Origin of the sequence: Streptomyces sp. NPDC059895, from assembly GCF_042731035.1 — a bacterium.
GTDB lineage: Bacteria > Actinomycetota > Actinomycetes > Streptomycetales > Streptomycetaceae > Streptomyces.
Window position 1 is genome coordinate 502,852 of record NZ_JBHWKO010000001.1, and the last position, 18,263, is coordinate 521,114.

11 protein-coding genes and 2 tRNA genes are annotated in these 18,263 nt (G+C 71.2%); 3 read left to right on the forward strand and 10 right to left on the reverse strand.

Annotated features, from left to right (window positions below; translation table 11 throughout):
- Positions 1–4 precede the first annotated feature (4 nt).
- Entirely contained in the window at positions 5–1,525 is a 1,521-nt protein-coding gene (locus ACFV9M_RS02105) for a bifunctional folylpolyglutamate synthase/dihydrofolate synthase (RefSeq protein ID WP_385065252.1), read from the reverse strand.
- A 94-nt stretch (positions 1,526–1,619) separates the two neighbouring features.
- Positions 1,620–4,244, reverse strand: a complete 2,625-nt coding sequence (locus tag ACFV9M_RS02110) for a valine--tRNA ligase (RefSeq protein ID WP_385065253.1) — start codon at positions 4,242–4,244, stop codon at positions 1,620–1,622.
- A 136-nt stretch (positions 4,245–4,380) separates the two neighbouring features.
- Between ACFV9M_RS02110 and ACFV9M_RS02115 the strand changes: the two genes are divergently transcribed.
- Positions 4,381–5,355 carry a hypothetical protein gene (locus ACFV9M_RS02115; protein WP_385065255.1) on the forward strand — a complete coding sequence of 325 codons (975 nt, stop codon included), beginning with the start codon at positions 4,381–4,383 and terminating at the stop codon, positions 5,353–5,355.
- Between the two features lie 71 nt (positions 5,356–5,426).
- On the opposite strand, the gene clpX is transcribed toward ACFV9M_RS02115, so the two are convergent.
- From clpX to ACFV9M_RS02140, 5 genes are all read right to left on the reverse strand, one after another.
- Positions 5,427–6,716: an ATP-dependent Clp protease ATP-binding subunit ClpX gene (clpX, locus tag ACFV9M_RS02120; protein WP_385065258.1), complete on the reverse strand. Its 1,290-nt coding sequence runs from the start codon at positions 6,714–6,716 to the stop codon at positions 5,427–5,429.
- A 190-nt stretch (positions 6,717–6,906) separates the two neighbouring features.
- Positions 6,907–7,587: an ATP-dependent Clp protease proteolytic subunit gene (locus tag ACFV9M_RS02125; protein ID WP_385065260.1), complete on the reverse strand. Its 681-nt coding sequence runs from the start codon at positions 7,585–7,587 to the stop codon at positions 6,907–6,909.
- A gap of 123 nt (positions 7,588–7,710) precedes the next feature.
- Complete coding sequence (locus ACFV9M_RS02130) at positions 7,711–8,319, reverse strand: ATP-dependent Clp protease proteolytic subunit (protein WP_385065311.1); 609 nt, start codon at positions 8,317–8,319, stop codon at positions 7,711–7,713.
- Between the two features lie 487 nt (positions 8,320–8,806).
- Positions 8,807–10,225: a trigger factor gene (tig, locus tag ACFV9M_RS02135; protein ID WP_385065262.1), complete on the reverse strand. Its 1,419-nt coding sequence runs from the start codon at positions 10,223–10,225 to the stop codon at positions 8,807–8,809.
- Positions 10,226–10,413: 188 nt separating this feature from the next.
- Positions 10,414–10,490: transfer RNA gene (locus tag ACFV9M_RS02140), tRNA-Pro, on the reverse strand.
- A gap of 180 nt (positions 10,491–10,670) precedes the next feature.
- Between ACFV9M_RS02140 and ACFV9M_RS02145 the strand changes: the two genes are divergently transcribed.
- Positions 10,671–10,741: transfer RNA gene (locus ACFV9M_RS02145), tRNA-Gly, on the forward strand.
- A 209-nt stretch (positions 10,742–10,950) separates the two neighbouring features.
- Here ACFV9M_RS02145 and ACFV9M_RS02150 read toward each other — a convergent pair.
- Positions 10,951–11,145, reverse strand: coding sequence for a hypothetical protein (locus ACFV9M_RS02150; RefSeq protein WP_363088264.1), 195 nt, complete (start codon positions 11,143–11,145; stop codon positions 10,951–10,953).
- 409 nt (positions 11,146–11,554) lie between these two features.
- On the opposite strand from ACFV9M_RS02150, the gene ACFV9M_RS02155 reads away from it, so the two are divergent.
- Positions 11,555–12,706: an acyltransferase family protein gene (locus ACFV9M_RS02155; protein WP_385065265.1), complete on the forward strand. Its 1,152-nt coding sequence runs from the start codon at positions 11,555–11,557 to the stop codon at positions 12,704–12,706.
- A gap of 84 nt (positions 12,707–12,790) precedes the next feature.
- Here ACFV9M_RS02155 and ACFV9M_RS02160 read toward each other — a convergent pair whose 3' ends face one another.
- Entirely contained in the window at positions 12,791–14,218 is a 1,428-nt protein-coding gene (locus ACFV9M_RS02160; protein ID WP_385065267.1) for a DUF6177 family protein, read from the reverse strand.
- 57 nt (positions 14,219–14,275) lie between these two features.
- Complete coding sequence (gene eccCa, locus ACFV9M_RS02165; protein WP_385065269.1) at positions 14,276–18,253, reverse strand: type VII secretion protein EccCa; 3,978 nt, start codon at positions 18,251–18,253, stop codon at positions 14,276–14,278.
- Positions 18,254–18,263: the final 10 nt, after the last annotated feature.

Sequence of the window (18,263 nt, forward strand, 5' to 3'; positions counted from 1 at the left end):
AGCCTCAGCCCTTCCCCAGGAGCAGCCGGGCTTCCCCGACGGTGATGACGGAACCGGTGACGAGGACACCGCCGCCCGCGAACTCGCCCTCCTCCTCGGCGAGCGTGATCGCCGCCTCCAGGGCGTCGGGCAGCCGCGGCTCGACCTGGACGCGTTCCTCGCCGAACACCTCGACGGCGATCGCGGCGAGCTCGTCGGCGTCCATCGCGCGGTGGCTGGAGTTCTGGGTGATCACGACCTCGGCGAAGATCGGTTCGAAGGCCTCCAGCAGCCCCCGTACGTTCTTGTCGCCGCTGGCCCCGACCACGCCGATCAGCCGGCTGAAGTCGAAGGCCTCGCCGACCGCCTCGGCGGTGGCGCGGGCGCCCGCGGGGTTGTGGGCCGCGTCCAGCACGACGGTCGGGGACCGGCGTACGACCTCCAGGCGGCCCGGCGACGACACGGACGCGAAGGCCTTGCGGACGGTGTCGATGTCCAGCGGCTCGGGCCGCTGGGAGCCGACGCCGAAGAACGCCTCGACGGCGGCGAGCGCGACGGCGGCGTTGTGCGCCTGGTAGGCGCCGAGCAGCGGGAGGTACACCTCGCCGTACTCGCCGCCCAGGCCGCGCAGGGTCAGCAGCTGGCCGCCGACGGCGACCTGACGGGACACCACGCCGAACTCCAGCCCTTCCCGGGCCACGGTCGCGTCGACCTCGACGGCCTTCTTCAGCAGCACCTGGGCGGCGTCGACCGGCTGCTGGGCCAGGATGACCGTCGCGTCCTGCTTGATGATCCCGCCCTTCTCGGCGGCGATCGCGGCGGTCGTGGCGCCGAGCCGGTCGGTGTGGTCGAGGTCGATCGGGGTGACGACGGCGACGTCCCCGTCGATCACGTTGGTCGCGTCCCAGGAGCCGCCCATGCCGACCTCGACGACGGCCACGTCGACGGGGGCGTCGGCGAAGGCCGCGTACGCCATGCCGGTGAGCACCTCGAAGAAGGACAGCCGGTACTCCTGCGCCTGGTCGACCATCTCCACGTACGGCTTGATGTCCCGGTACGTCTCGATGAACCGCTCGGCCGACACGGGCGCGCCGTCCAGGCTGATCCGCTCGGTGATCGACTGGACGTGGGGAGAGGTGTAGCGGCCGGTCCGCAGTTCGAAGGCGCCCAGCAGGGCCTCGATCATGCGGGCGGTGGACGTCTTGCCGTTGGTCCCCGTGATGTGCAGGGAGGGGTACGACCGCTGCGGCTCCCCCAGCACGTCCATCAGCGCGGCGATCCGGCTGACGGACGGCTCCAGCTTGGTCTCCCCCCACCGCGTGGCCAGCTCCGCCTCGACCTCCCGCAGCGCCTTGTCGATCTCGGGGTCCTCGGGCCGGGCCGGCACGTCGGCCTGCGGCGGACCGCCCTGAGTGCGCAGGGTGCGGCTGCCGGCCTCGATGACCGCGAGATCGGGGTCGCGGTCGGTCTCCGCCGCGATGATCTCGTCGAAGGAGTCGAGGGGGTCGGGCTGGTCGTGGTTGCCGTTCGGGGGGAGCTCGCTCACGGAACCAGTCTACGGAGGGGAGGTGACAGAGGTGGGCGAAGGCCCCCGGAACCGTCGGGTTCCGGGGGCCTTCACCTGCGTACGTACGGGACTCTCACGCCTGCGGCAGCCGCTCCAGCTGGGCCTGGATGCGGGTGATGTCCTCCTCCGCCTTGGCCAGCCGCGTGCGGATCTTCTCCACGACGTGGTCCGGCGCCTTGGCGAGGAAGGCCTCGTTGCCGAGCTTGGCGTTCGCCTGGGCCTTCTCCTTCTCGGCGGCGGCCAGGTCCTTGGCCAGCCGCTTCCGCTCCGCCGCCACGTCGATCGTGCCGGACAGGTCCAGCGCGACCGTGGCCCCCGCGACCGGCAGGGTCGCCGTCGCCGAGAAGGCCTCGCCCTCCGGCTGGAGCCGCAGCAGCTGGCGGATGGCCGCCTCGTGCGGGGCGAGCGCGGTGCCGCCCAGCTCCAGGCGGGCCGGGACCCGCTGGCCGGGCTGGAGGCCCTGGTCGGCGCGGAAGCGGCGGACCTCGGTGATGACGGACTGGAGGGTCTCGATCTCGCGCTCGGCGGCCCGGTCGCGGAAACCGGAGTCCTTCGGCCAGTCGGCGACCACCAGGGACTCGCCGCCGGTGAGGGTCGTCCACAGGGTGTCGGTGACGAACGGGACGATCGGGTGGAGCAGACGCAGCAGCACGTCGAGGACCTCGCCGAGGACCCGGCCGGTGACCTTCGCCGGCTCGCCGCCCGCGAGGAACGTGGTCTTGGTCAGCTCGACGTACCAGTCGAAGACCTCGTCCCACGCGAAGTGGTAGAGCGCCTCGCTGAGCTTGGCGAACTGGTAGTCCTCGTAGTAGGCGTCGACCTGCGCCACGGTCTCGTTCAGCCGCGACAGGATCCAGCGGTCGGTCGGCGACAGCTCCTCGGCCGGCGGCAGGTCGCCCTCGATCGTGGCGCCGTTCATCATCGCGAAGCGCGTGGCGTTCCAGATCTTGTTGGCGAAGTTCCGGGACGCCTGGACCCAGTCCTCGCCGATCGGCACGTCGGCGCCGGGGTTGGCGCCCCGGGCCAGGGTGAAGCGGACGGCGTCGGAGCCGTACTTGTCCATCCAGTCGAGCGGGTCGACGACGTTGCCGAAGGACTTCGACATCTTCTTGCCGAACTCGTCCCGGACCAGGCCGGTGAGGGCGATGGTGTGGAAGGGGACCTCGCCGTCCATCGCGTACAGGCCGAACATCATCATCCGGGCGACCCAGAAGAAGATGATGTCGTGGCCGGTGAGCAGGACGTCGGTCGGGTAGAACTTCGCCAGGTCCGGGGTCTTCTCCGGCCAGCCGAGCGTGGAGAAGGGCCACAGGCCGGAGGAGAACCAGGTGTCGAGGACGTCGGACTCCTGGGTCCAGCCCTCGCCGGCCGGCGGCTCCTCGTCGGGGCCGACGCAGACGACCTCACCGTCGGGGCCGTACCAGATCGGGATGCGGTGGCCCCACCACAGCTGGCGCGAGATGCACCAGTCGTGCATGTTGTCGACCCAGTCGAAGTAGCGCTTCGACATCTCCTCGGGGTGGATCTTGACCCGGCCGTCGCGGACCGCGTCACCGGCGGCCTGCGCGAGCGGGCCGACCTTGACCCACCACTGCATGGACAGCCGCGGCTCGACCGTGGTCTTGCAGCGCGAGCAGTGGCCCACGGAGTGCATGTAGGGGCGCTTCTCGGCGACGATCCGGCCCTGCTCCCGGAGCGCGCCGACGACCGCCGAGCGGGCCTCGAAGCGGTCCAGGCCGACGAAGGGGCCGTGGACGGTGATGACGCCGTGCTCGTCCATGATCGTCATGGCGGGCAGGCCGTGGCGCCGGCCGATCGCGAAGTCGTTCGGGTCGTGGGCCGGGGTGACCTTGACGGCGCCGGTGCCGAACTCGGGGTCGACGTGCTCGTCGGCGACGACCGGGATGGTCCGGTCGGTCAGCGGGAGCTTGATCTGCCGGCCGACCAGGTGCCGGTAGCGCTCGTCGTCGGGGTGGACGGCGACGGCCGTGTCACCGAGCATCGTCTCGGCGCGGGTGGTGGCGACGACCAGGGAGTCCTCGCCCTCGCCGTACCGGATGGAGACCAGCTCGCCGGCGTCCTCCTGGTACTCCACCTCGATGTCGGAGATGGCGGTCAGACAGCGCGGGCACCAGTTGATGATGCGCTCGGCGCGGTAGATCAGCTCGTCCTCGTAGAGCTTCTTGAAGATGGTGCCGACGGCCTTGGACAGGCCCTCGTCCATGGTGAACCGCTCGCGGCTCCAGTCGACGCCGTCACCGAGGCGCCGCATCTGGCCGAGGATCCTGCCGCCGTACTCCTCCTTCCACTGCCAGACGCGCTCGACGAACGCCTCGCGGCCCAGGTCGTGGCGGGACTTGCCCTCCTCGGCGAGCTGCTGCTCGACCTTGTTCTGGGTGGCGATGCCGGCGTGGTCCATGCCGGGCAGCCACAGCGCCTCGTAGCCCTGCATGCGCTTGCGGCGCGTGAGGGCGTCCATGAGGGTGTGCTGGAAGGCGTGGCCCAGGTGGAGCGAGCCGGTGACGTTCGGCGGCGGGATGACGATGGTGTACGCGGGCTTGTCACTGCTCGCGTCGGCGGCGAAGTAACCCCGTTCCACCCAGCGCTCGTACAGCGTCCCCTCTACCTCGGCCGGCGCGTACTGGGTCGGCAGTTCGGTCGTGGGCGCGGGTGGCTGCTGCTGAGCGTTGTCGGTCACGGGCTCAGTTTAGAGGTGTCACGACGCCGTCCCGAAACGCGTTTGTTCTGTAACGGTGGGGCCCCCGGCGCAGGGGCCCCACAGGCTGTGAGCCAGGATGTGAAAAACACATAAGCTTCTGGAGGGGAACCCAGGAATGAGCTACAACCAGCCGGGCCCGTACGGCGGGCAGCAGCCTCAGCAGCCCGGCCCGTACGGCCAGCCGGGTCCGTACGGCCAGCAGCCGCCGGCCCCCCAGCCCGGCTACGGCTACCCCCAGCAGCCCCCTCAGGGTGTTCCGCCCCAGACCCCGCCCTACGGCCAGCAGCCCCAGCAGCCGGGCCCGTACGGCCAGCAGCCGCCCACCCCGCCCTACGGCGGCCAGCCCCCCTACGGCCAGCAGCCCCCGTACGGCCAGGCCCCCTACGGCGTCCCGCAGCCGCCGGCGCCGGGCGGCGGCAAGAAGAAGGCCGGCCTGGTGATCGGCGCGGTCGCGGTGGTGGCGGCGATCGGTGTGGGCGCCTACTTCGTGCTCGGCGGCGGCGGGGGTGCCGGCGGCCTGGAGGACGACGGCCCGCACAAGCTGACCGCGCCGGCCTCCCTGCTGTCCGACAAGTACCAGCGGATGGGCGACTCGGCGGAGGAGGAGGCGAGCGAGAGCGACGAGAAGGACCTCGCCAAGGCCGGCGTCAGCGACGCCACGTCGATCGGCGCGATCTACTCGACGATCGACCTGACCTCCCTCGACACCACCGACCCGTCCGACGTGGCGAAGACCGAGACCGCCGAGAACGTCACCTTCTTCGGTGTCTACGGCACGATCGAGGATCCCGAGAAGGCCCTCGACATCACCTTCTCGCAGATGAAGGCGGAGTCGGACGACGACGTGACGCTGATCGGCGAGGCCGAGACCGTCGAGCCCGACAACCTGGACGGCGCCGTGATGAGGTGCCAGAAGGCGGAGAGCGAGGACGCGCTCACCGAGAAGACCCAGACCACCTACATGTGCATCTGGGCCGACTACAGCACCATGGGCGTGGTCGAGCCGACCGCGGGCGCCAAGACCTACTCGCTCGACGAGTCCGCCGAGATCGCGGCCGACGTGCGCAAGGAGGCCCGCGTCGCACTCTGACGCCGCCCGTCGCACGCGAAGGGGCCCCGGTCGGTCGACCGGGGCCCCTTCGTCGTGTCGCGGGTGGCAGGTTACGCCGTCTTCTGCTCCCCCGAGCCCCGGCCGCCCCGCGCGTCGCGGGGGATCAGGGTCGGGTTGACGTTGGAGTGGACGACGTCCGCCGTGATGACGACGCGGGCGACGTCCTTGCGGGACGGGACCTCGTACATCACCGACATCAGGACCTCCTCCATGATGGCGCGCAGGCCGCGGGCGCCGGTCTGGCGGAGGATCGCCTGGTCGGCGATGGCCTCGAGGGCCTCGCGCTCGAAGTCCAGTTCCACCCCGTCGAGTTCGAAGAGGCGCTGGTACTGCTTGACGAGCGCGTTGCGCGGCTCGACCAGGATCTGGAGCAGGGCCTCGCGGTCCAGGTTGTGGACCGAGGTGATCACGGGCAGACGGCCGATGAACTCGGGGATCATGCCGAACTTGACCAGGTCCTCGGGCATGACGTCCTCGAACTGGTCCTTGGCCTCCAGCTCCCGCTTGGAGCGGATCGTCGCGCCGAAGCCGATGCCCTTGGCGCCGGCCCGGGACTCGATGATCTTCTCCAGGCCCGAGAAGGCACCGCCCACGATGAACAGCACGTTCGTCGTGTCGATCTGGATGAACTCCTGGTGGGGGTGTTTGCGGCCGCCCTGCGGCGGGACGGAGGCGGTCGTGCCCTCCAGGATCTTCAGCAGGGCCTGCTGGACGCCCTCGCCCGACACGTCGCGGGTGATGGAGGGGTTTTCACTCTTCCGCGCGACCTTGTCGATCTCGTCGATGTAGATGATCCCGGTCTCCGCCTTCTTGACGTCGTAGTCGGCGGCCTGGATCAGCTTCAGCAGGATGTTCTCGACGTCCTCGCCGACGTACCCCGCCTCGGTGAGCGCCGTGGCGTCGGCGATCGCGAACGGGACGTTCAGCATGCGGGCCAGCGTCTGCGCGAGGAGGGTCTTGCCGGAGCCCGTGGGACCCAGCAGCAGGATGTTCGACTTCGCCAGCTCGATGGCGTCCTCGCGGTTCTGCGCGCCGCCGTTCTCACCGGCCTGGACCCGCTTGTAGTGGTTGTACACCGCGACCGACAGGGCCTTCTTGGCGGCCTCCTGGCCGACCACGTAGCCCTCGAGGAACTCGTAGATCTCGCGCGGCTTCGGGAGTTCCTCCCAGCGGACCTCGCTCGTCTCCGCGAGTTCTTCCTCGATGATCTCGTTGCAGAGATCGATGCACTCGTCGCAGATGTACACACCGGGCCCTGCGATGAGCTTCTTGACCTGCTTCTGGCTCTTGCCGCAGAACGAGCACTTGAGCAGATCGCCGCCGTCACCGATGCGTGCCACGGTGTGCTTCCCCTTCGCCTGGGAGACGCCTGGACGCTAAGAGTCCAGCGGCTCCTGGTGCTGCCTTATGTCGACGGTACCTTGCCGGGCCCCCCATTCGGGCCCCCCTTGGCGCGGTTCGGGTCCCCGCTTGAACGCGGACCGTGCCCCACCGTGCCAAGGGGCGGCAGACGATACTCCCCCTGGCGCGCTAGCGCAGGTTGGTGTTGTTCATCTTCCGGGTCGAGATGATCTGGTCGATCAGCCCGTACGACAGCGCGTCCTCGGCCGTGAGGATCTTGTCGCGCTCGATGTCCTCGCGGATCTTCTCGATCGGCGTGGTGGAGTGCTTGGCCAGCATCTCCTCCAGCTGCGAGCGCATCCGCAGGATCTCGTTCGCGGCGATCTCCAGGTCGGAGACCTGGCCGCGGCCGGTCTCGCTGTACGGCTGGTGGATCAGCACGCGGGCGTTCGGCAGCGCCATGCGCTTGCCGGGCGTACCGGCGGCCAGCAGGACGGCGGCGGCGGAGGCCGCCTGCCCCATGCAGACCGTCTGGATGTCCGGCTTCACGAACTGCATCGTGTCGTAGATCGCCGTCAGCGCCGTGAAGGAGCCGCCGGGGCTGTTGATGTAGACCGAGATGTCCCGGTCGGGGTCCATCGACTCCAGGCACAGCAGCTGCGCCATGACGTCGTTGGCGGAGGCGTCGTCGATCTGGACGCCCAGGAAGATCACCCGCTCCTCGAAGAGCTTCGCGTACGGGTCGTACTCGCGGATGCCCTGGGAGGTGCGCTCGACGAAGCGCGGGATGACGTAGCGGGACTCGGCCGTGGGGCCGGTGTACTCGGCGCGGGGGCGGTCGTACGGGCCGCTGCCGGGGAAGTCGTTCACTGTGTCTCCTGGAGAGGGGCCGGGCGGTGGGCTGGAGGGGCTGGAGAGGGCGCTGACGGCCTTGTGTGCGCCGTGTGCTCCCGCCGGGGAGCGCACGGGGCCCCGAGGCCGTGACGGGCCCTGCTAGGCCGCCCCGGTACCGCCGCCGCCCGGCATGCCGGCGGCCGTGGGGATCACGTCGTCGATGAGGCCGTACTCCTTGGCCTCGAAGGCGTCGAACCAGCGGTCGCGGTCCGAGTCGCGGGTGATCTGCTCGATCGTCTGGCCCGTGTGCTGGGCCGTGAGCTCGGCCATGCGCCGCTTGGTGTGGAGCAGCCGCTCGGCGTGGATCTTGATGTCCGAGGCCGAGCCGGCCAGACCGGCGGAGGGCTGGTGGATCAGGATCTCGGCGTTCGGCAGCGCGAAGCGCTTGCCGGGGGTGCCCGCGCTGAGCAGGAACTGACCCATGGAGGCCGCGAGGCCCATGGCGATGGTCACCACGTCGTTCTTGATGAACTGCATCGTGTCGTAGATCGCCATGCCGGCCGTGATCGAACCGCCGGGGCTGTTGATGTACAGGTAGATGTCCTTGTCCGGGTCGGCGGCAAGGAGCAGCAGCTGTGCGGTGATCTTGTTCGCGATGTCGTCGTCGACCGGCTGGCCGAGGAAGATGATCCGCTCGTTGAGCAGCCGGTTGTAGACCTGGTCACCGAGGCCACCACCGATGGAAGGCTCGCCGGCGGCGGAGGGCATCAGATTCGTCACGTATCCACCTGCTCGTCTTACGACGGCGCCGGGCCGTCTCACGTGTTCTGCCGGGGCGTGGGGCCGTCCGGCGGTTCGGCGACTCCCCTGCCCGCGTATTCATGGACCCTAACGCGCGGGTCCCTTCGGAGAATCCCGGAGAGTGGAGTGTTCGCCGGGGGCGTAGCGGTGGGCTCCGCCGGGGGGCCGGTGCGGTTCGGCCGGGGGGCTGTGGCGGTCGTCGGGCCGGGGGGCCGGCGCGGCTTGGCCAGGGGGCTGTGGCGGTCATCGGGCCCGGGGGCCGGCGCGGCTTGGCCAGGGGGCTGTGGCGGTCGTCGGCCGGGGGGGCGGCGCGGCTTGTCGCGCACACGCGGCGGAGCCGCACCCCGGTACGGCCCCGCGCCCCCCGGGCGGGCCGCTCCCGGCGTACGGCGAGAGGCCCCGGAGCTGATGTGCCCCAGGGCCCCTCTTGCCTACGTCAGCGGGGACGCGGTGATCAGGCGTCGGCCTTCTCGTCGCCCTCGCCGTTGGCCTCGTCCTCGGTCTTCGCCTCGGCGGCGGCGTCCTCGGCGGCGGCCTCCTCGGTGGAGGTCTCCTCCTCCTCGTCGCTCAGGTCGATGACCTCGCCGTTGGTGTCCTTGACCGTGGCGGACTCGACGACCGAGGCCAGGGCCTTGCCGCGGGCGACCTCGCCGACCAGGAGCGGGACCTGGCCGCCCTCGACGACCGCCTGGGCGAACTGGTCGGGGGACATGCCGGAGGAGGCGGCGCGGCGCATGAGGTGCTCGGTGAGCTCCTCCTGGTTGACGTTGAGCTTCTCGCGCTTGACGAGCTCGTCCAGGACGAACTGGGTCTTGATGCCCTTGACCGCGGCGTCGCGGGTCTCGGTCTCGAACTCCTCGGCGGTCTTGCCCTGGATCTCCAGGTACTTGTCGAGGGTCAGGCCCATCTGGCCGAGCTGGTGGTGCTCCAGGTTGTGCTTGCGGGTGTTGACCTCGTCCTCGAGCAGCTTCTCGGGGACGGGCACCTCGACGAGCTCCAGCAGCTTCTCCAGGACGCGCTCCTGGGCCTGCGTGGCCTGGTCGTACTGCTTCATGTTCGCGAGGCGCTTGCGGCTGTCCGCCTTCAGCTCCTCGAGGGTGTCGAACTCGGAGGCGAGCTGCGCGAAGTCGTCGTCCAGCTCGGGCAGTTCGCGGGCGGCGACCTGGGAGACCTTGACGGTGACCTCGGCCTCCTTGCCGGCCGCGGAGCCGCCCTTGAGCTCGGAGGTGAAGGTGGCCTCGCCACCGGCCTCCAGGCCCTTCACGGCGTCGTCGATGCCCTCGAGGAGCTCGCCGGAGCCGATGGTGTACGAGACGCCGCTCGCGACGCCGTCCTCGAGGACCTCGCCGTCGACCTTGGCCTCCAGGTCGACGGTGACGACGTCGCCGTCCTCGGCGGCGCGCTCGACCGGGGAGGTCGAGGCGAAGCGCTCGCGGAGCTGCTCGACCGACTTCTCGACGTCCTCGTCCGTCACCTCGACGGCGTCGACCTCGACCTCGATGGAGGAGAAGTCCTCGGGGAGCTCCAGGGCGGGACGGACGTCGACCTCGGCGGTGAAGTTCAGCGTCTCGCCGTCCTTCAGCTCGGTGATGTCGACCTCGGGCTGGCCGAGGACGTCGATCTCGGCCTCGTTGACCGCCTCCGTGTAGAACTTCGGCAGCGCGTCGTTGACGGCCTCCTCCAGCACGGCACCACGGCCGAACCGCTGGTCGATCACCCGGGCGGGGATCTTGCCCTTGCGGAAGCCCTTCACCGTGACCTGCTGGTTGATCTTCTTGTACGCCGCGTCGAGGCTGTCCTTGAGCTCCTCGAAGGGCACCTCGACAGTGAGCCGAACCCGAGTCGGGTTCAGGGTCTCCACGGCGCTCTTCACGGTTCGGTCTCCTTGTGGCTGACTTCTTGGTTTTCGCCGGAGCCAGACAGGTCCGGCGATGAGACGCCCGGGAGAGTTCGTAGGCCGAGTGGGCCGGGACACACGGGCGCGCAGCTTGCATAGTAACCGCAGCAGCTGGGCCGCCCAAAAGACGATCTCCGGCGAGGCTCCCGGCATGATCGCGCAGGTGGTCGGGGTGGCGGGATTTGAACCCACGGCCTTCCGCTCCCAAAGCGGACGCGCTACCAAGCTGCGCCACACCCCGTCTGGTGCGACACGTAGGGTACATGCCCGCAGGCCGCGGGACCGCCGCATTCGCCGGCCCGCCGGACAGCCGGCGGAACGGCCGGCGGCGCGGCCCGGACACGGGGGGTGTGCGGCGGGGCGGGCCGACCCGCTACGATGCCTCCAGTGCCGCGGTCCTGCGATCTGCGGCGCGTCCTGTGCGGGCGTAGCTCAATGGTAGAGCCCCAGTCTTCCAAACTGGCTACGCGGGTTCGATTCCCGTCGCCCGCTCTGTACGGCTCAGGGCCAGGCCGGAGGTGCACTCCTCCGGCCTGGCCCTGATTCGTTCTCTCCGCCTGGCCCTGATTCGTTTTATCCGCCTGGCGCTGATCGTTCTCACGGCCGGCCGGGGCCGTGTTCGGCCGGTTGGGTGGGCCTTCGGCCGGTCTCGGGTGTGATCTCCGGTCGGCCGGATGCGCCGGCGCGCGGGCCGCTCCGCCTCAGAAGCTGATCGAGTTGATCGTTTCCGCGAGGGAGTCGAGGAAGCGGTTGATCGACGGGGCCATGCCGGTCGAGGCGAGGAAGAAGCCGAAGAGGATCGCGACGACGGCGGGTCCGGCCTTGATCGACCCGCCCCGGATCAGCACGACCAGGACGATCGCCAACAGCAGCACCACTGACAGTGAAATGGCCACAACTGATCACACCCTCGATCGGTCCGCTCTCCCGGCCCGGGGGCGCAACCCCGCGCGCCCCCGCCAGAGACCATCGTGCCACCAACCCGGCCTCCTCATGCGGCCGGTGAGACATCCGTGACGTCAACTCCTCCCGCCCGGGCGGCGACGGGCACCTCCGGATCCGCTCCGCACAACAATTCGACGACACCCTCCCGACGGAATTCCACAACAGCCGCGCAGGGAATTCGAATTACGGGCACGGGAGTACCCACAACACCCCCACAACCGGCGTTATGCACCTTTTAGTCGGGATGAATCGCGACATCCGGGGCGTGAAGAGAGCGTCATCACCGTCGAATTGAGGAATGACATCGCGATGACGTGGCACGTTGTACGTATTGCCATGGACAACGCTAGGGTGCCTCAGATGTTCCACGCCGCTTCGTCTCTCGTGCCGAGTCCGCGCTCCCCGGGGAGCCAGAAAGATCAGCAGCACCGGTCCCCCGACAGACGGGCCAAGCAGCGTGACGCGTTCTTCGACAACGCCAAGTACCTGGCGATCGTGCTGGTGGCCGTCGCGCACGCCTGGGAACCGCTGAAGGGCGACAGCCGGGTGCTCCAGGCCGCGTACATGCTGGTGTACGCGTTCCACATGCCGGCGTTCATCGTCGTCTCCGGTTTCTTCTCCCGCGGTTTCGACGGGAGCCCCGGCAAGCTGAAGCGGCTGGTCACCGGTGTCGTCGTGCCGTACGTCGTCTTCGAGACGGCGTACCCGCTGTTCAAGAGGTACGTCGCCGGCACCCCGCAGGACATCAGCCTCCTGGACCCGTATTTCCTGACCTGGTTCCTGTGCGCGCTGTTCATCTGGCGTCTGACCACCCCCCTGTGGAAGCTGGTCCGCCATCCGCTGCCCCTCGCGCTGGGCATCGCCATGCTGGCGTCCGTCACCCCGGCCATCGGTGACGACCTCGACCTCCAGCGCGTCCTGCAGTTCCTGCCGTTCTTCGTGCTGGGCCTGACGCTGAAGCCGGAGCACTTCCGGCTGGTGCGCCGGCGCTCGGTGCGGATCGCGGCCGTTCCGGTCTTCGCCGGCGCGCTGGCGTTCTCCTGGTGGGCGGTGGCACGGATGAACACCGCCTGGTTCTACCACCGCGACTCCGCTCAGGAACTGGGCGCCCCGTGGTGGGTCGGGCCCGTCATGCAGCTCGCCCTGTTCGGCTGCTCCCTGCTGCTGACCGCGTGCTTCCTGTCCTGGGTGCCGGGCCGCACGATGTGGTTCACCGCGCTCGGCGCGGGCACCCTCTACGGCTATCTGCTGCACGGCTTCCTGCTCAAGGGCGCCGACTACCGGGGCTGGTTCGACCACCCCGCCCTGCACCAGCCGCTCGGCGAGATCGCCGTCAGCGCCGTGGTCGCCGTGGCCGTCACCCTGCTGTGCACCGGGCCCGTGCGGCGGGTGTTCCGCTGTGTGATGGAGCCGCGGATGGACTGGGCCTTCCGGACGGATCCCGTACGGGTCGCGCGGGAGCGGGAGCCGGAGCGGGAGCGGGAGCCGGAGAAGGAGAAGGTGTCGGCCTGAGCGGGTGCGGGGAGCGCGCGCCGGCGGGCGGGCGGCGGGGAACCGGCCTGCCGGGTGCCGCCGGTGCGCGGCTCCCCGCGGCCGTCAGGCGGGGCTGCCCTTCAGGTGCCGCATGAGGCGTTCGAAGTCCTGCCAGGCCGACAGGTCGGACGGGTCGCCCGGGAGCTGGTAGTAGAGGGCCGGGCGCGTCCTCGGACCCAGCTCGCGCGGCGGATGGCCGAGCGGGGTGCGCCTCGCCCGGTCGCCCGGCACCCCGCGGACCTCCTCCGCGCCCAGCACGAACGCGTACGGCACTCCCGGGCCCTCGAAGCGCGGCGGCACCGACAGGTCGCGGCGGGCCCTGCGGACCTGGACCAGCATCGACTGGAGGTGGTGGCGGACCGCCAGCGTCTCCGCCGCCCGGACGATCGCGTCCGTCGGGCCCTCCTCTCCGGGGCCGTACCCGAAGGCCAGCGTGACGTCCTCCTCGACGCCAGCCTCCGTACGGGTGATCCGGACCGTCGCCAGGCCCGGGCGCTCCGGTGCGCCGACGACCACGACCCAGGTCGGGTCCGGCGCCCGCTCGAAGGCCACGTCGGTGAGCTGGCGCAGCGACCAGGGCAGGTTGGCGGGTTCCTCGGTGCCCCAGCCGGCCGGCGGCTCGCCGGTGATCTCCCGCCAGACCGACTCCACGGCGCCGCCGAGGACCAGCCGGTCGTCGGCGGGGTGGACGCAGCGGAAGGAGATCGCCAGCTGGCGCTCCCCGGTGTCCGCGATCTGCCCGCCGAAGGTCCCGGCGACGGGGGTGCGCGGGTCCCCGGGGGTCGCCTCCGGCGACCCGACGGGCATGAACAGGCCGTCGCTCCACCGCAGGACGGCGCCGGACAGCCCGTCGTAGTAGCCGCACTCCTCGTCCTGCACCACCCAGCGCGAGGGCCAGCCCGGCAGTGCGCCCCGCACCGTCGGGGAGAGCCGGGTGCCGGCCGGTGTGACGATCTGGAGTCCCAGCCGGGCGTTCGCGGCGGCCCGGAACGCGTCGGCGAGCCAGGCGGTCATCGCGACCACCGGGCGGTCCTGGATCACCACGGCGACCTTGTCGGTGAGCACGTCGACGGCGGGCTGGGCGGCGGCCGGCACCGGCACGGCCGTCATCCCCTCCGTGTTCACCACGGCGAGCGACGTCGCGGCCGCCCGCGGCCAGGCGGTGCCGCCGACCAGCGTGGCGAGCCGGGCCGCGAAGGTCCCGGCGAGCGCCTCGGCCTCCTTCACGCCGGTGGTGGCGCGGGCCTCGGTCCACCAGTAGGGGACCTCCGGCTCGTCCGCGCCGAGCAGCCGCGCCGCCTCTCCCCGGACCTGGACGAGCAGGGGGGCCTCGACGGAGAGCAGCGGGCGGCCCTGTTCGTCGTGCAGCCGCACCAGCGCGCCGTCCGCCTCCGCGCCGACCAGTTTGTCCGGGCCGCCGGAGAGCAGGCCCGCGATGACGCTGAGCGGGTCGGGCATCTTCCTCGTGAGCGCGACGACGTCCTTCGTCATGGGTTCGTCTTCTTCGTGAGCACGACGACGTCCTTCGTCATGGGTTCGGTCATGGGTTCACCTCGTGCCCGCGTAGACGGTCTGGATCAGCCGGTTCGGCTCGCCCCTGCGGACCAGCACGCCCCGGCCGGGCGGCTGCTGGGAGGCGTACACGCCGGAGAAGAGCTGGCCCTCGCTGCGGTCGCCGGCCATCACCAGCGCCGCGGCGCCGGACTCGCGCAGGCCCATCATCAGCGGCTCGTACAGGCCGCGGGAGGCGCCGGCGACACGCCGGGTGAGGACGAAGTGCAGACCGATGTCCTGGGCCGAGGGGAGGTACGGCACGAACGGCGCGAGCGGCTGCTGGCCGGCGGTGGTGAGGACGTCGTAGTCGTCGACGAGGATCACGATGCGCGGGCCGGAGAAGCTGCCGGGCTCCAGCTCGGCGCCCTCGGCGTCGTCGGGCATCCGCTTCTCCAGCTCGGTGGCGATGCCCGTGGCGAGGGCGCCGCTCAGCTTGGCGTTGTAGGCGTAGCCGCCCCGGTACTCCTCCGGGATGACGCCGCGCAGGCCGCGCCGCGGGTCCATGACGCCGAAGACCAGCTCGTCGTCGCGGTAGCGCTCCATCAGGCCCTGGGCGATCGCCGTCAGCAGGTTGGTCTTGCCGCACTCGCTGTCGCCCATGATCAGCAGGTGCTGGTCGTGGTGGAACAGGTCGAGCAGGACCGGCGCGAGCTTCGTCTGGTCCAGCCCGATCGGCACCCGGCGCGGTTCGGCCGAGGGGCCCGGCAGGAGGTGCGGCTCCAGGACGTGCGGGAGGACCCGTACGGGCTGGGCGACCTCGCCGGTCCAGGTGGCGCGGACGGTCCGGGCGGTGCGCTCCAGGACCGCGCCGAGGTCCGCGGTGTCGGCCCGGCCGTCCGTGCGGGGCAGGGCGACCTGGGCGAAGAGCTTGCCGTCGGTGAGGACGCGGCCCTTCTCCTCGGGCGCGAGGGTCTCGGCGAGCTTGCGGTCGATGCTGGACTCGCTCGCGTCGTTCAGGCGCAGCTCCACCCGGGTGCCGAACTGGGACTGGGTGGCGATGCGCACGTCGTTCCAGCGCAGCATGCCGGCGACGACGTGGATGCCGTAGCCGCTGCCGCGCTTGAGGATGTCGACGACCGCGTCGTCGAGTTCCTCGAAGTCGTCGCGCAGGGCGCCGAAGCCGTCGATCAGCAGCACGATCTCGGTGGAGGCCAGCTCGGGCAGGCGGCCCGCCGCCCGCAGGGTGCGCAGCTGCTCCAGGGAGTCGATGTTGTGGACGCGGAACAGTTCCTCGCGCTGGTCGAGCATGCCGCGTACGGAGTCGATGGTGCGGGCGGCGCGCTCCCGGTCGGCGCGGCCGGCGACCCCGCCGACGTGCGGCAGCCCGGACAGCGCCTGGAGGCCGCCGCCGACCAGGTCGAGGCCGTAGACGCCGACCTCCTGCGGGGTGTGCGTCAGCGCCAGGGAGAGCGCGAGGGTGCGCAGCAGGGTCGTCTTGCCGGACTGGGGGCCGCCGATGACCGCCGCGTGGCCGCCCGCGACCGTGAGGTCCAGATACCACAGGCCCTGCCACTGCTTGGTGGGGTCGTCGAGGATGCCCAGGGGCACCCGGAGCGGCCCGCTGCGCCGGGTGAGCTGCGTGCCGCGCGCGCCGACCTCCAGCGGACCGGCGACCTTGTCGAGGGCGACCGCGTCGGGCAGCGGGGGCAGCCAGATCTGGCGGACGGGGCGGGCGCCGGCGTCCTCGATCTGGCCGACCATGACGCCCATCTCGGTGGGTCCGGTCTCCCGGCGCCGCATCTGCGGCTCCGCGGGCGCCGTGGCGCTCTCCTCCTGGCCGAGGGTGTTGTACGCCTCGAACTCCAGGGCGAGCGGCCCGGTGTCCTCCTCCTCGCGCCGCACGGGTCCGCGGTAGGCGCCGGAGACGTATCCGGCCTTGAACCGCTCGTAGTGGCTGGTGTCGACCTTGAGGTAGCCGAAGCCGGGCAGCGGCGGCAGGTGGAAGGCGTCGGTGGTGTCGAGGACGGTGCGGGACTCGTCGGCGGAGAAGGTGCGCAGGCCGAGCCGGTACGACAGGTAGGTGTCCAGGCCCTTGAGCTTGCCGCCCTCGATGCGCTGGCTGGACAGCAGCAGGTGCACGCCGATGGAGCGGCCGATGCGGCCGATGGACAGGAACAGGTCGATGAAGTCCGGCTTGGCGGTGAGGAGTTCGCCGAACTCGTCGATGACGACGAAGAGGTGGGGCAGGGGCTCCAGGTCGGGGCGCTTCTCGGCGCGCAGGGCGGCGTAGTGGCCGATGTCGGCGACGTTGCCGGCCTCCTTGAGGACCTGCTGGCGGCGCTTGACCTCGCCGGCCAGCGAGGCGTGGACGCGTTCGACCAGGCCGGCCTGGTTCTCCAGGTTGGTGATGACGCCGGCCACGTGCGGCAGGTCGGCGAAGGGGGCGAAGGTGGCGCCGCCCTTGTAGTCGACGAGGACCATGGCGAGGTCCTCCGGCGGGTGGGTGGCGACCAGGGCGAGGACGAGGGTGCGCAGCAGCTCGGACTTGCCGGAGCCGGTCGCGCCGACGCACAGGCCGTGCGGCCCCATGCCCAGCTCGGAGGACTCCTTCAGGTCGAGCAGGACGGGCTCGTGGGAGTCGCTGACGCCGATGGGCACGCGCAGGAAGGCCCGCTCGCCGCGCGGCGCCCACAGCCGGCCGAGGTCGAGGTCGGCGACGTCGTCGATGCCGAGGAGTTCGGCGAAGTCGACCGGGCCGCTGAGCGGGGCGTCCGCGGCCATCGAGTCGGCGGACAGCCGCAGCGGGGCGAGCATCCGGGCGAGGCCCTCGGCGAAGGGGACGCCGACCTCGTCGACGGTGCCGTGGGCGCCGATCGGCTCGTCCTCGCGCAGGTCCTCGACGTCGATCCGCTCGCCGTCGACGGTGATGCGTACGCCGACGCTGCCCGGTTCCCGCACCCGTTCGTCGAGCAGGTGCAGGACCGTGACGCCCATCTCCCGCAGGCCGACCGCGTCGTCGGGGCGGGGCAGGTCGACGGCGTCGTCGCCGTGCGCGTCGGCGACGACGAGCAGCCGGGAGGTCATCGCGAGGGCGTCCTTGCCGGACAGCCCGCGGCGCACCTCGGCCGCGTAGGAGGCGCGGCGGCGCAGTTCGGGGCCGATCTGCCGGGCCAGCTGGGGCACGGAGGGCGCGATGCGGCGGGCGGCGACGGGGCCGTCGAACTGCTCGGGGTCGAGCAGGTGGGGCAGCCACTTGGCCCACTCCCAGTCGGCGATCCGGTCGCCGGGGGCGGCGAGCGCGAGCGCCACGTCGTCCGGGGCGTGCAGGGCGGCGGTCTGGACGATCAGCGCGCGGGCGATCCGGAGGGTGTCCTCGCGCCGTCCGATGACGCTGATGTTGCCGACGCGGTCGAGCGGGACGGTGAGCGGGAGGTCGGTGCCGGTGCGGAAGCGGGCCATCAGCGCGGACGCCTCGTTCAGCATGAACCGGTCCGGCGGGGTCAGCACGGACGAGCCCTGCTGGCCGACCTTCAGGTCCCGCACCGGCATCTCACCGGTGCCGGCCCGCACCCGCAGGAAGTCGCCGTCCAGGCGGCGGCGTTCCCACAGCCGGGCGGGGTCGCGGACGATGTCGTACAGGGCGTCCGGCTGCGGGTTGAGCACCTGGGCGGTCTCCCCGCGCCGGCGCTCCTCCGCGGAGAGTTCCTCGCGCAGGTCCTCCAGGTAGGCGAGGTAGGCCTCGCGCTGGGTGCGGCGGGTGCGCTGGGCCTTGCCGCGCTGGGAGAAGACCAGGGCGAGGGAGCCGACCAGGGTGACGACGAGGATGATCGCGCCGAGCCCCGCGAACTGGCTGTTGCGCACGACCGTCATCATCACGACGGACGACATCACGCCGGCGACGGGCAGCAGCGAGGTGGCGACGGAACCCGCCCTGCCCTCGGGCAGGTTGGGCGGCGCCTCTATGGTGCGCGGCTCGGATGCGGCCGGCGGGCGGGTGGTCCGCGCCGGGCGGTGGATCAGTCGGGTACTCATCGTCCTAGCC

Excerpts from the sequence above, each read along its gene's own strand:
- ACFV9M_RS02115 (WP_385065255.1), top strand. The coding sequence starts at position 4,381 with ATGAGCTACAACCAGCCGGGCCCGTACGGCGGGCAGCAGCCTCAGCAG.
- ACFV9M_RS02130 (WP_385065311.1), bottom strand. The coding sequence starts at position 8,319 with ATGCCCTCCGCCGCCGGCGAGCCTTCCATCGGTGGTGGCCTCGGTGAC.
- eccCa (WP_385065269.1), bottom strand. The coding sequence starts at position 18,253 with ATGAGTACCCGACTGATCCACCGCCCGGCGCGGACCACCCGCCCGCCG.
- ACFV9M_RS02160 (WP_385065267.1), bottom strand. The coding sequence starts at position 14,218 with ATGACGAAGGACGTCGTCGCGCTCACGAGGAAGATGCCCGACCCGCTC.
- ACFV9M_RS02155 (WP_385065265.1), top strand. The coding sequence starts at position 11,555 with ATGTTCCACGCCGCTTCGTCTCTCGTGCCGAGTCCGCGCTCCCCGGGG.